This window comes from Streptomyces sp. NPDC049597, assembly GCF_040675505.1.
In the GTDB taxonomy this organism is placed as follows: Bacteria; Actinomycetota; Actinomycetes; order Streptomycetales; family Streptomycetaceae; genus Streptomyces.
This window is the reverse complement of sequence record NZ_JBFAOY010000004.1, coordinates 45,150-56,991: the sequence shown is the minus strand read 5'-3', so window position 1 is coordinate 56,991 and position 11,842 is coordinate 45,150. Positions and strand designations below refer to the sequence as shown.

Annotated in this window: 9 protein-coding genes; 6 read left to right on the top strand and 3 right to left on the bottom strand. The window is 71.5% G+C overall.

All coding sequences use genetic code 11. From position 1 onward, the window contains the following. Positions 1 to 2: 2 nt before the first annotated feature. A complete protein-coding gene (locus AB0K02_RS06915) occupies positions 3 to 326 on the bottom strand; it encodes a WhiB family transcriptional regulator (protein ID WP_177148662.1) in 324 nt (107 codons plus the stop codon). A gap of 450 nt (positions 327 to 776) precedes the next feature. Here AB0K02_RS06915 and AB0K02_RS06910 point away from each other — a divergent pair, with 450 nt between their 5' ends. The 4 genes from AB0K02_RS06910 to AB0K02_RS06895 all read left to right on the top strand — a co-directional run bounded on the left by AB0K02_RS06910 (position 777) and on the right by AB0K02_RS06895 (position 5,053). Beyond that, a complete protein-coding gene (locus AB0K02_RS06910) occupies positions 777 to 1,388 on the top strand; it encodes a response regulator transcription factor (RefSeq protein ID WP_003948568.1) in 612 nt (203 codons plus the stop codon). A gap of 210 nt (positions 1,389 to 1,598) precedes the next feature. Then, positions 1,599 to 2,186, top strand: a complete 588-nt coding sequence (locus AB0K02_RS06905; RefSeq protein WP_365991306.1) for a sigma-70 family RNA polymerase sigma factor — start codon at positions 1,599 to 1,601, stop codon at positions 2,184 to 2,186. Positions 2,187 to 2,312: 126 nt separating this feature from the next. After that, on the top strand, positions 2,313 to 3,815 hold the full coding sequence (guaB, locus tag AB0K02_RS06900; protein ID WP_365991305.1) for an IMP dehydrogenase: 1,503 nt from the start codon (positions 2,313 to 2,315) through the stop codon (positions 3,813 to 3,815). 113 nt (positions 3,816 to 3,928) lie between these two features. Next, on the top strand, positions 3,929 to 5,053 hold the full coding sequence (locus tag AB0K02_RS06895) for a GuaB3 family IMP dehydrogenase-related protein (protein WP_365991304.1): 1,125 nt from the start codon (positions 3,929 to 3,931) through the stop codon (positions 5,051 to 5,053). Between the two features lie 48 nt (positions 5,054 to 5,101). On the opposite strand, the gene AB0K02_RS06890 is transcribed toward AB0K02_RS06895, so the two are convergent. Further along, a complete protein-coding gene (locus AB0K02_RS06890; protein WP_365991303.1) occupies positions 5,102 to 5,362 on the bottom strand; it encodes a hypothetical protein in 261 nt (86 codons plus the stop codon). A 172-nt stretch (positions 5,363 to 5,534) separates the two neighbouring features. Next, complete coding sequence (locus AB0K02_RS06885) at positions 5,535 to 6,764, bottom strand: nucleotide sugar dehydrogenase (protein WP_365991302.1); 1,230 nt, start codon at positions 6,762 to 6,764, stop codon at positions 5,535 to 5,537. Positions 6,765 to 6,993: 229 nt separating this feature from the next. Between AB0K02_RS06885 and AB0K02_RS06880 the strand changes: the two genes are divergently transcribed. Both AB0K02_RS06880 and AB0K02_RS06875 read left to right on the top strand, forming a co-directional pair. Beyond that, positions 6,994 to 8,700, top strand: coding sequence for a glycerol-3-phosphate dehydrogenase/oxidase (locus AB0K02_RS06880; protein ID WP_365991301.1), 1,707 nt, complete (start codon positions 6,994 to 6,996; stop codon positions 8,698 to 8,700). Positions 8,701 to 9,041: 341 nt separating this feature from the next. Then, entirely contained in the window at positions 9,042 to 11,753 is a 2,712-nt protein-coding gene (locus AB0K02_RS06875) for a protein kinase (RefSeq protein ID WP_365991300.1), read from the top strand. Positions 11,754 to 11,842 lie beyond the last annotated feature (89 nt).

Genomic DNA, 11,842 nt, shown 5'->3' with positions numbered 1-11,842 from the left:
CGTCAGCCGCCCACCGCGCCTCCCGCGCTCGTCGCGGGGATCAGTCGATGGCGTGCGCGGCCCATGAGCTCCTCGCGCTCGTCCTCGGTCAGTCCGCCCCAGACGCCGTACGGTTCGCGCACGGCCAGCGCGTGCGCGGCACACTCGGCCCGGACCGGGCACCGCATGCAGACCTCTTTCGCCGAGTTCTCGCGCGCACTGCGCGCGGCACCGCGCTCGCCCTCCGGATGGAAGAAGAGCGAGCTGTCGACCCCGCGGCATGCCGCGAGGAGCTGCCAGTCCCACAGATCGGCGTTGGGTCCGGGAAGGCGAGAGAAATCTGCCATAGCGCATGTCCCCTTGAAACCGTGCTGAGTGGATAGGACAAGTCGGAAACGCACGGGACCCGCGCCCGGCCTGTGCCGGATCCGGCACCCCGCACTGTGCCAACGACCGTACATCTGCTGTGTAAGTAGATGTAAATATGACTCATTGCGAATCTAGCCAAAGACACCAGCGAATGGGAAGAAAAGCCGCTGAATGGGGCACGACTTCCCGAAGAAACGGCGGTGACCTGCGGCGCTGCGGTCCGTGTGCGGCCCCTTACGCAGAGTGCCGAAGAGCCTCGCCCCACCCGTAACTCTTTCGAGTGACCGTCGTTGAGAGGGCGGAGGCGGTTGAAGGAACAAGCTGTCGGGCACATGTCCGAGAGCGTTCAACCGCTCAGGTGACGAAACGTACCCAGCCTGGAGGCTCAAGGTGACGCGCATTTGCTGCGAGAGCCACGGAGGTCAGTCATGACATCCGTCCTCGTCTGCGACGACTCCCCGCTTGCCCGAGAGGCGCTCCGCCGCGCGGTCGCGACCGTGCCCGGCGTCGAGCGCGTGACGACCGCGGCCAACGGCGAGGAAGTCCTCCGCCGCTGGGGCGCGGACCGCTCGGACCTGATTTTGATGGACGTGCGCATGCCGGGACTCGGCGGCGTCGAGACCGTGCGCCGGCTGCTGTCGGCCGATCCGGGCGCCCGGATCATCATGCTCACCGTCGCCGAGGACCTCGACGGTGTCGCGCTCGCGGTCGCCGCCGGCGCCCGGGGTTACCTGCACAAGGACGCCTCGCGCGCCGAACTGCGGGCGACCGTGACCCAGGCGCTCGCCGACCCGACGTGGCGGCTCGCCCCCCGCCGGCTCCGCTCGGCCGAGATGGGCGCCGCGCCCACCCTCACCGCGCGCGAGATCCAGGTGCTGGAGGGCATGAGCCACGGCCGGTCCAACGCCGAGATCGGACGCGAGCTGTTCCTGTCCGAGGACACGGTGAAGACGCACGCCAGGCGCCTGTTCAAGAAGCTCGGCGCCTCGGACCGGGCGCACGCGGTGGCGCTCGGATTCCGGTGGGGCCTGGTCCGCTGAGTGGGCCCGTACGGGGTGACGGATGCCCGAGGGCATCCGTTTCCCGCACGATGCCGCATCCTTGAGGGTGTGGAGTTCCTCGGGGACGAGTCGGTCGAGCGGGAGGGGAGGGCGCAGGGGATGAGTTCCGGCGCACCTGCTCATAACGCTTCGGTGCACAACATGGGACACGGTGCCACGGACGCTCCGGCGCCGAGGCACCATGGACCGATGCGTGACGACGAGGCGGCGAACGCCCAGGGGGTCATCGGTGCGCTCGTCCATCGCGCCGTCGACGGCGACGAGCAGGCCACGCACGACCTGCTCGCGCACGTCCACCCGCTCGCGCTGCGCTTCTGCCGGTCCCGCCTCAACAGACTTCCGGGTGACGCCCGCCACTTCGCCGACGACCTCGCCCAGGAGGTGTGCGTCGCGGTGCTGATGGCACTGCCGCGCTACAGGGACACCGGACGGCCCTTCGAGGCCTTCGTCTTCGCCATCGCCTCGCACAAGGTCGCCGACCTGCAGCGGGCCGCGATGCGGCACCCCGGTTCGACAGCCGTGCCGTCCGACGAGATGCCCGAGCGGCCCGACGACTCCCTCGGTCCCGAGGAGCGCGCGCTGCTCAGCGACGACGCCGAGTGGGCCAAGAGGCTCCTCGCCAACCTCCCGGAGAACCAGCGCGAGCTGCTGGTGCTGCGCGTCGCGGTGGGGCTGACGGCGGAGGAGACGGGGCAGATGCTGGGGATGTCGCCGGGCGCCGTGCGGGTCGCCCAGCACCGCGCGCTGAGTCGTCTGCGGGCGCTGGCCGAGCAGTGATCCGCGCGGCGGCCGCGTACGTATGAACGTACAAAGCTGCTTACTGATCTTGATCGTGGAATGAGACGGCTTCCGAGCCCGTTAGCATGGACATCCGCACCGATCAAGGCCATTGGGGAAGGTGTCATGACCAACGTCGACGGAGTGCCCGAGAAATTCGCGACACTCGGGCTGACCTACGACGATGTGCTTCTGCTGCCGGGCGCCTCCGACATGGCGCCCGACCAGATCGACACCTCCTCGTACCTCTCGAAGAACGTGCGGGTGAACATCCCGCTGCTGTCCGCCGCCATGGACAAGGTGACCGAGGCGCGCATGGCCATCGCCATGGCCCGCCAGGGCGGTGCGGGCGTGCTGCACCGCAACCTGTCCATCGCCGACCAGGCCAACCAGGTCGACCTGGTCAAGCGCTCCGAGTCCGGCATGGTCACCGACCCGATCACCGTGCACCCGGACGCCACGCTCGCCGAGGCCGACGCGATCTGCGGCAAGTTCCGCATCAGCGGTGTGCCGGTGACCGACCGGGCCGGCAAGCTCCTCGGCATCGTCACCAACCGCGACATGGCCTTCGAGACCGACCGCAGCCAGCAGGTGCGCGACGTCATGACGCCGATGCCGCTGGTCACCGGCAAGGTCGGGATCTCCGGTGTGGACGCCATGGAGCTGCTGCGCCGCCACAAGATCGAGAAGCTTCCGCTGGTCGACGACGCGGGCATCCTCAAGGGCCTGATCACGGTCAAGGACTTCGTCAAGGCCGAGAAGTACCCGAACGCCGCCAAGGACAAGGAAGGCCGGCTGCTCGTCGGCGCGGCCGTCGGTGTCGCGGGCGACGCCTTCGAGCGCGCCCAGGCGCTGATCGAGGCGGGCGTCGACTTCATCGTCGTGGACACCGCGCACGGCCACTCCAAGCTGGTCGGCGACATGGTCGCCAAGATCAAGTCGAACTCCTCCGGTGTGGACGTCATCGGCGGCAACATCGCCACCAGGGACGGCGCCCAGGCGCTGATCGACGCGGGCGTCGACGGCATCAAGGTCGGCGTGGGCCCGGGCTCCATCTGCACCACGCGCGTGGTCGCCGGCATCGGCGTCCCCCAGGTCACCGCGATCTACGAGGCCTCGCTCGCCGCCAAGGAGGCGGGCGTGCCGGTGATCGGCGACGGCGGCCTGCAGTACAGCGGTGACATCGCCAAGGCCCTGGTCGCGGGTGCCGACACGGTCATGCTCGGCTCGCTGCTCGCCGGCTGCGAGGAGTCCCCGGGCGAGCTGCTCTTCATCAACGGCAAGCAGTTCAAGTCGTACCGCGGCATGGGCTCGCTGGGCGCCATGCAGTCCCGCGGCGAGCAGCGCTCCTTCTCCAAGGACCGCTACTTCCAGGAGGGCGTCGCCTCCGACGAGAAGCTGGTCCCCGAGGGCATCGAGGGCCAGGTCCCGTACCGCGGCCCGCTCTCCGCGGTCGTCCACCAGCTGGTCGGCGGCCTGCGCCAGTCGATGTTCTACGTCGGCGGCCGTACGGTGCCGGAGCTTCAGGCGAACGGTCGGTTCGTCCGGATCACCTCGGCGGGTCTCAAGGAGAGCCACCCGCACGACATCCAGATGACGGTCGAGGCGCCGAACTACAGCAGGAAGTAGCGCGCACGTCCCACGAGGGGCGGTCCCGGGTCGCCGGGGCCGCCCCTCGTGTGCGGGTCGGGGATACTGGTAGGGCCCCAGGCGCAGAAGGTAAGAGGGAAAGGCCACACATCGTGACTGAGATCGAGATCGGGCGCGGCAAGCGCGGCCGCCGGGCGTACGCGTTCGATGACATCGCCGTCGTACCGAGCCGGCGCACGCGGGACCCGAAGGAGGTCTCGATCGCCTGGCAGATCGACGCCTACCGCTTCGAGCTGCCCTTCCTTGCGGCCCCGATGGACTCGGTCGTCTCCCCGAGCACCGCGATCCGCATCGGCGAGATGGGCGGACTCGGCGTTTTGAACCTCGAGGGCCTGTGGACCCGCTACGAGGACCCGCAGCCGCTGCTCGACGAGATCGCCGAGCTGGACCCGGAGAGCGCCACGCGCCGGCTCCAGGAGATCTACGCCGCCCCGATCAAGGAGGAGCTGATCGGGCAGCGCATCAAGGAGGTGCGCGACTCGGGCGTCGTCACCGCCGCCGCGCTCTCCCCGCAGCGCACCGCGCAGTTCTCGAAGGCCGTCGTCGACGCCGGTGTCGACATCTTCGTCATCCGCGGCACGACGGTCTCCGCCGAGCACGTCTCCGGCGCCGCCGAGCCGCTGAACCTGAAGCAGTTCATCTACGAGCTCGACGTCCCGGTCATCGTGGGCGGCTGCGCCACCTACACCGCCGCGCTGCACCTGATGCGCACGGGTGCGGCGGGCGTGCTCGTGGGCTTCGGCGGCGGAGCCGCGCACACCACGCGCAACGTGCTGGGCATCCAGGTCCCGATGGCGACCGCCGTCGCCGACGTGGCCGCGGCCCGCCGCGACTACATGGACGAGTCCGGCGGCCGGTACGTCCACGTCATCGCCGACGGCGGTGTGGGCTGGTCGGGCGACCTGCCGAAGGCGATCGCCTGCGGCGCGGACGCGGTGATGATCGGCTCGCCGCTGGCGCGCGCGACCGACGCGCCGGGTAAGGGCCGCCACTGGGGCATGGAGGCCGTCCACGAGGACGTGCCGCGCGGCAAGCTGGTCGACCTGGGCATCGTGGGCACGACCGAGGAGGTCCTGACCGGTCCCTCGCACAGCCCGGACGGATCGATGAACTTCTTCGGCGCGCTGCGCCGGGCGATGGCGACGACCGGTTACAGCGAGCTCAAGGAGTTCCAGCGGGTCGAGGTCACGGTGGCGGACTCGCAGCACCGCCGCTGACGACCGGCCGTACACAGGACGCCGTACACAGGACAAGGGCCCGGCACTTCAGTGCCGGGCCCTTGTCCTGTGCGGGTGAGCGGGCTGGGCGCGCGCCGAGGCAGGAGCCTCACTCCTGCGCGCGTCGGCCCGCGGCCTCCCGCGCGCGGGCGGAACGCTCATGGCGATCCACAGCAGCGTGACGGCCGCGACCGCCACGGCCCACGGCTCGTGGGAGCGGAATTCGAGCGCCGGCACCCCGGCCTCCAGCACCAGGCACACCGTCGTCGCTCCGTCGCTCCGACCGCCCGGCGTTCGAGGCGCTGACATCTGCGCAGCGTCCAGCACGCCCAGGCGCTCGCGGCGACGACGCGCAGGATCTCGGCCTCCACCTGCGCGGCCGACCTGTCGCCTCGCCCGAATCCCCGGAGCCGGCCCCGGGCCGGCGGGTCCCTTGTCCACCCACCGGGATCGGATCTGTCCAGCGCCGCCTTCCGGCTCCTCAGAGGCGGTGGGCAGCGCCCGCCGGCGTCGCGCCCCGCGTGTCGAGCAGGAGCTGCGCCTTGACCGCCAGTCCCTGGAGGTCGTACGTGCGGTGGTGCTGGAGCAGCACCGTCAGGTCCGCGTCGGCGGCCGCCTCGTAGAGCGAGTCGGCGCGGGGAACGGGCAGTCCGTTCACCTGCCAGTCCGGGACGTACGGGTCGTGGTAGCTGACGGACGCGCCGAGGTCCGTCAGGCGGCGGGCGATCTCGGTGGCGGGGGAGCCGGTCAGGTCGGCCAGGTCGGGCTTGTAGGTGATGCCGAGGAGCAGGACGCGTGCGCCGCGGGCCGACTTGCCGTGCTCGTTGAGGAGCGTGGCGCTGCGCTGGACGACGTACTGCGGCATCCGGGTGTTGATGTCCTGGGCGAGGCCGACCATGCGCAGGGTGCGGCCCGTGGGCGGGAGGTGGCCGGGGTCGAGGGGGACGCCGTGCCCGCCGACGCCGGGGCCGGGACGGAAGGCCTGGAAGCCGAACGGTTTGGTCTCGGCGCAGCGGATGACGTCCCACAGGTCGATGCCGAGGTCGTGGCAGAGGACGGACATCTCGTTGACCAGCGCGATGTTGACGTGCCGGAAGTTCGTCTCGAGGACCTTGACCGTCTCGGCCTCCCGCAGGCCGCGCGCCCGGACGACCTTGTCGGTGAGCCGGCCGTAGAAGGCGGCGGCCGACTCGGTGCAGGCGGGGGTGAGGCCGCCGATGACCTTGGGGGTGTTGGCGTAGCCGTGGTCCCGATTGCCGGGGTCGGTGCGGCTGGGGGAGTACGCCAGGTGGAAGTCGCGCCCCGCGCGCAGGCCGGAGCCCTGTTCGAGCAGCGGGCGGAGGAACGTCTCGGTCGTGCCGGGCTGGACGGCCGATTCGAGGAGCACGGTGGTGTGCGGGCGCAGCCGGGACGCGAGGGCGCGGGCCGCGTCCGCGAGTGCCGTGAGGTCGGGCGCGCCGTCCGGGCCGGGAGGTGTGGGGGCGCAGATGACGGCGGTGCGCACCCGGCCCAGTTCGGCGGCGTCGGTGACCGTGCGGAAGCCGGCGGAGAGCATGCGGCGGATGTCCGCCGCGGTGACTCCGGCGGCCGGTTCGGCGGGACGGCACGGGTCGGGGTCGTAACCGATGGTCTCGATGCGGGCTGCCACGGCGGCCTGGGCGAGGGGCAGACCGAGGTGGCCGAGTCCGATGACGGCGAGATCTGCGGGCATGGCGGTGGCCGTCCTTTCCCATAGCCGGAGGGGACAGAGGTCGCAAGTCCTGTGGGCAGAACGAGCGCGCGCAATGTCACACTAGGCGTAAATATGACCGTTATGCCGGATTACGCGCGTGTGGCTAACGGAGTGTTATCCACAGGCAGTGGCTGAAGTCGGTGAGTGCGGACAGAATCGAGGTTGTGAGCCCGACCGCAGGGACGCACGGGGGCGACGGGAGGCAGCAGTGAGGACAGCGACACTGGGACCCGAGGAGCGCGCCGCAGCGCTCGCCGGTATGGCCGAGCGTGAACTGGACGTGCTGGTGGTCGGCGCCGGCGTCGTCGGAGCGGGCACCGCGCTGGACGCGGCGACGAGAGGCCTCACGACCGGTCTGGTCGAGGCCCGTGACTGGGCGTCGGGTACGTCGAGCCGGTCGAGCAAGCTCATCCACGGCGGTCTGCGGTATCTGGAGATGCTCGACTTCGCCCTGGTCAGAGAGGCGCTCAAGGAGCGCGGGCTGCTCCTGGAGCGGCTGGCCCCGCACCTGGTCAAGCCGGTGCCCTTCCTCTATCCGCTGCAGCACAAGGGCTGGGAGCGGTGGTACGCGGGATCGGGCGTCGCGCTGTACGACGCGATGTCGGTCTCCTCGGGTCACGGGCGCGGTCTCCCCGTGCACCGTCATCTGTCACGGCGTCATGCGCTGCGGGTGGCCCCGGCGCTGAAGAAGGACGCACTCGTGGGAGCCCTGCAGTACTACGACGCCCAGATGGACGACGCCCGTTTCGTCACGACCCTGGTGCGCACGGCCGCGAGTTACGGGGCTCAGGTGGCCAGCCGGGCACGGGTGGTCGGCTTCCTGCGCGAGGGGGAGCGGGTCGTCGGGGCGCGGGTGCTCGATGTCGAGGCCGGCGGCGAGTACGAGATCCGTGCCCGCCAGATCGTCAATGCGACCGGGGTGTGGACGGACGACACGCAGGCGCTGATCGGCGAGCGCGGACAGTTCCATGTGCGGGCGTCCAAGGGCATCCACCTCGTGGTGCCGAAGGACCGAATCCACTCGACCACCGGTCTGATCCTGCGCACGGAGAAGTCGGTGCTGTTCGTCATCCCGTGGGGCCGGCACTGGATCGTGGGCACCACGGACACCGAATGGGACCTGGACAAGGCGCACCCCGCCGCGTCCAGCGCGGACATCGACTACCTGCTGGAGCACGTCAATTCGGTGCTCGCCGTGCCCCTCACCCGCGACGACGTCCAGGGGGTGTACGCGGGGCTGCGGCCGCTGCTCGCCGGCGAGTCCGACGCGACGAGCAAGCTGTCCCGCGAGCACACGGTGGCGCACCCGGTGCCGGGGCTGGTGGTCGTGGCGGGCGGCAAGTACACGACGTACCGGGTGATGGCGAAGGACGCGGTGGACGAGGCGGTGCACGGTCTCGACCAGAGGGTGGCCGCATGCGTCACGGAGGAGATCCCGCTCCTCGGAGCCGAGGGCTACCGCGCCCTGTGGAACGCCCGGGCGAGGATCGCGTCACGGACCGGTCTCCATGTCGTGCGCGTCGAGCACCTGTTGAACCGGTACGGCTCCCTGGCCGAGGAGCTGCTGGCGCTGATCGCCGAGGACCCCTCGCTCGGCGAGCCGCTCACCGGCGCCGACGACTACCTCCGCGCCGAGGTCGTCTACGCGGCCTCGCACGAGGGCGCACGCCATCTGGACGACGTGCTGACGAGGCGCACCAGGATCTCGATCGAGACCTTCGACCGGGGGACGCGCTGTGCGCGGGAGTGCGCGGAGCTGATGGCTCCGGTGCTGGGGTGGGAGCAGGCGCACGTCGAGAAGGAGGTCGAGCACTACGAGAAGCGGGTCGAGGCCGAGCGGGAGTCGCAGCGTCAGCCGGACGACCTGACGGCGGACGCGGCGCGGCTGGGGGCGCCGGACATCGTGCCGATCTGACGGACCGGCCCGGAAGCCCGGCCGGAGTCTGCCCGTCCGCTTCGGCGCACAGGCCGGCCGTCACCGACCGTTTCCGCCGAGCCCTGATCGGCGGAGAGCCGCCTCGGGAGCGTGGCCGGACGAGGCGGGCAAGGCCCCGACCAGCGCAGGGGCGGGCTTCACAGCGCGTGACCGTTCCGGCGGAGGCTGCCCCGCGCGCCCGCGTGTGCCCGGTGTGTGGACCCGGGAGAGATTCCGGTCCTGGGGTAAGGGACAATGGTCGCTCTGCCAGGGCGGGTTACCGCATCGGGAAGCGGGAAGCGGCAGGCGCGGGCGAAGATCAGGGATCGCAGAGGGGACGCATGTCGGAGGCTGAGCAGTCGCGGGAGCCCCAGCGGGACGAGACCGAGGGGGCCGGCCTCGCCGGCAAGGGCGAGGACTCCGCCGTGGGCGCCGGGGGCCGCAGCGGCGACTCCACGCCCGAGGACACGGGGGACGCGGCCGGGGGAGTCGCGCCTGGCGGGGCGGTGACGGACCCTCAGGCCGACCCGTCCGCTGCCGGGGCGGGGGACGAGGCGTCCTCCGGCGACGCGACGTCAGGTGACGCGTCGTCCGACGAGGCAGCGCCCGGAGACGCTACGTCCGGAGATGCGACGTCCGGAGGCGCGACGCTCGGCGGCACACCGTCCGGCGACGCGTCAGGTGACGCGTCGTCCGTCGAGGCAGCGGCCGGAGAGCTGTCGTCCGCTGACGTCAAGACCTCGGACACCGGCGTCGCGGAGGGAGCTGTCACCGAGGCCCCTGCGGCGGGCACGGACGAGGCCGACGCCGACGGTGCGCGCTCCGACGCAGGAGGCGCTTCCACGGCGGGCAAGGCCGATGCCGTCGAGGCGCCTTCCGACGCGGGTGGCGCTCCCGCGGCGGGTGACATGAAGGCAGCGGGCGTGACCAAGGGCGTGGCCGGAGGGACCACGGGCAAGGGGGACGCGGCGTCGCCCACTGGCGCGGCCAAGCCCACCGCCACCGCTGACGCGGCCTCTGACAGCGTGGCCGGCAACGGTCCTCGCGACGGCGGCGCGGCAGCCACGGGCGCGGGCACCTCCGGCGTCGTCGCGAGCGGCACCGGCCGTGGGGCCGCGGGTTCCGGGCCCGAGAAGGCCGCCGCCAGTGGCGCCAAGGCGCCCGAAGGGCGGTTGCTGGCCGGGCGTTACCGGCTGGGAGGCGTGCTCGGCCGCGGTGGGATGGGCACCGTGTGGCGTGCCGTCGACGAGACGCTCGGGCGCACCGTCGCCGTCAAGGAGCTGCGCTTCCCGAACGCGATCGACGAGGAGGAGAAGCGCCGGCTCATCACGCGTACGCTCCGCGAGGCCAAGGCCATCGCCCGGATCCGTAACAACAGCGCCGTCACCGTCTACGACGTCGTCGACGAGGACGACCGGCCGTGGATCGTCATGGAGCTCGTCGAGGGCAAGTCGCTCGCCGAGGTCGTGCGCGAGGACGGCATCCTGACGCCCCGTCGCGCCGCCGAGGTCGGGCTCGCGATCCTCGACGTACTGCGTTCCGCGCACCGCGAGGGCATCCTGCATCGCGACGTGAAGCCGTCCAACGTGCTCATCGGCAAGGACGGCCGCGTCGTCCTCACCGACTTCGGCATCGCCCAGGTCGAGGGCGACCCGTCGATCACGTCGACCGGCATGCTCGTCGGCGCCCCTTCGTACATCTCGCCCGAGCGCGCCCGCGGCCACAAGCCCGGGCCCGCCGCGGACCTGTGGTCCCTCGGCGGCCTGCTGTACGCGAGCGTCGAGGGCTGCCCGCCGTACGACAAGGGTTCCGCGATCGCGACGCTGACCGCGGTCATGACCGAGCCGCTCGACCCGCCGAAGAACGCGGGCCCGCTGGAGGAGGTCATCTACGGCCTGCTCGCCAAGGACCCGGCCCAGCGGCTCGACGACGCGGGCGCCCGGACCCTGCTCACCCAGGTGGTCAACGCCCCCGAGGCGCCGGTCCGGACGGCCGGGACCGAGACGCCGGTGGAGCAGACACGGGCCATACGCATCCCGCCGGTCCCGCCCGCGCCGCCGGTGCGCCCGGACGCCAAGCCGAAGGACCCGGCGGCCGATCGGCTGCGCGGGGCCCTGCGTTCCGTGCGGAACGCAGCCGCTGCGGCCAAGGCCGAGACAAGGGCCGAGGCGGGCGGGGGGACGAGGACGGCGACCACGGCCGCTGCGGCGGTCCCCGCTTCCGCCACACCGTCTGCCGGCAGGACCGCTCCCGTCCGCGCGCCGCTCACGGATGTGGTGCCCCGCCGCACCCTGGTGATCATCGCGGTCGTCGCCGTCCTCGTGGTGCTCTCCACCGTGCTCGTCTTCGCGCTCGGCGGAGACGACAAGGCCAATGAGGGCAAGGGCAAGAACGACACAGCCGCGTCGGCGGGTCCGTCCGCGGGCGGCGACGGCAAGGCCACCGTCGGCGGTGCCGCGACGCCGGACAGTGGGCAGGGCACGGACAAGGACGCGGGCGAGGACGCCGGCAAGGACGACCAGGCCGGCAGCACCGGCACGTCCGGCGGGCAGCCCTCCGGCGACGGCAGCGGCACCGGCGCGGGCAAGGACGCCCTGCCCGCGGGGTACGTGATGGTCTCCAACGACCAGTTCCACTTCACCATGGCGATGCCGGAGAAGTTCCGGATGACCGGAATCGCGGGCCGCAACTCCGGCGCCAAGTTCAGCGTCGACGGCGGCGTGCCGCGCGTTCAGGTCGACTTCACCGCCAGCCCGGGCGGCGATGCGGCCGCCGCCTGGTCCGCGGCCGTCCTCGGCGTCAAGTCGACGAGCACCGGTTACAAGCACATCGGCATTCGGAAGGTCGACTACAACGGCTATCCGACCGTCGCCGACTGGGAGTTCGAGCGCACGGAGAGCGGTCAGCGGGTACGCGTTCTGAACAGGGGCTTCAAGGTCGACGCCAAGCACGGCTACGCGATCATGATCACGTGCAAGGCGACTGAGTGGGACGCCGAGGAGTGCAAGACGCTGCGCACGACGGCGTTCGCGACGTTCAGCCCCAAGGACTGAGCAAGGCCACGTATCGTGAGAACTCGCGGACGGAATGCAGCGACAAGGGGCCGTTGAGCGACCGGTATTGACGGCTTCGCGCGGCTGTG

Excerpts from the sequence above, each read along its gene's own strand:
- AB0K02_RS06875 (WP_365991300.1), top strand. The coding sequence starts at position 9,042 with ATGTCGGAGGCTGAGCAGTCGCGGGAGCCCCAGCGGGACGAGACCGAG.
- AB0K02_RS06910 (WP_003948568.1), top strand. The coding sequence starts at position 777 with ATGACATCCGTCCTCGTCTGCGACGACTCCCCGCTTGCCCGAGAGGCG.
- AB0K02_RS06890 (WP_365991303.1), bottom strand. The coding sequence starts at position 5,362 with ATGTCAGCGCCTCGAACGCCGGGCGGTCGGAGCGACGGAGCGACGACG.
- guaB (WP_365991305.1), top strand. The coding sequence starts at position 2,313 with ATGACCAACGTCGACGGAGTGCCCGAGAAATTCGCGACACTCGGGCTG.
- AB0K02_RS06885 (WP_365991302.1), bottom strand. The coding sequence starts at position 6,764 with ATGCCCGCAGATCTCGCCGTCATCGGACTCGGCCACCTCGGTCTGCCC.
- AB0K02_RS06915 (WP_177148662.1), bottom strand. The coding sequence starts at position 326 with ATGGCAGATTTCTCTCGCCTTCCCGGACCCAACGCCGATCTGTGGGAC.
- AB0K02_RS06905 (WP_365991306.1), top strand. The coding sequence starts at position 1,599 with ATGCGTGACGACGAGGCGGCGAACGCCCAGGGGGTCATCGGTGCGCTC.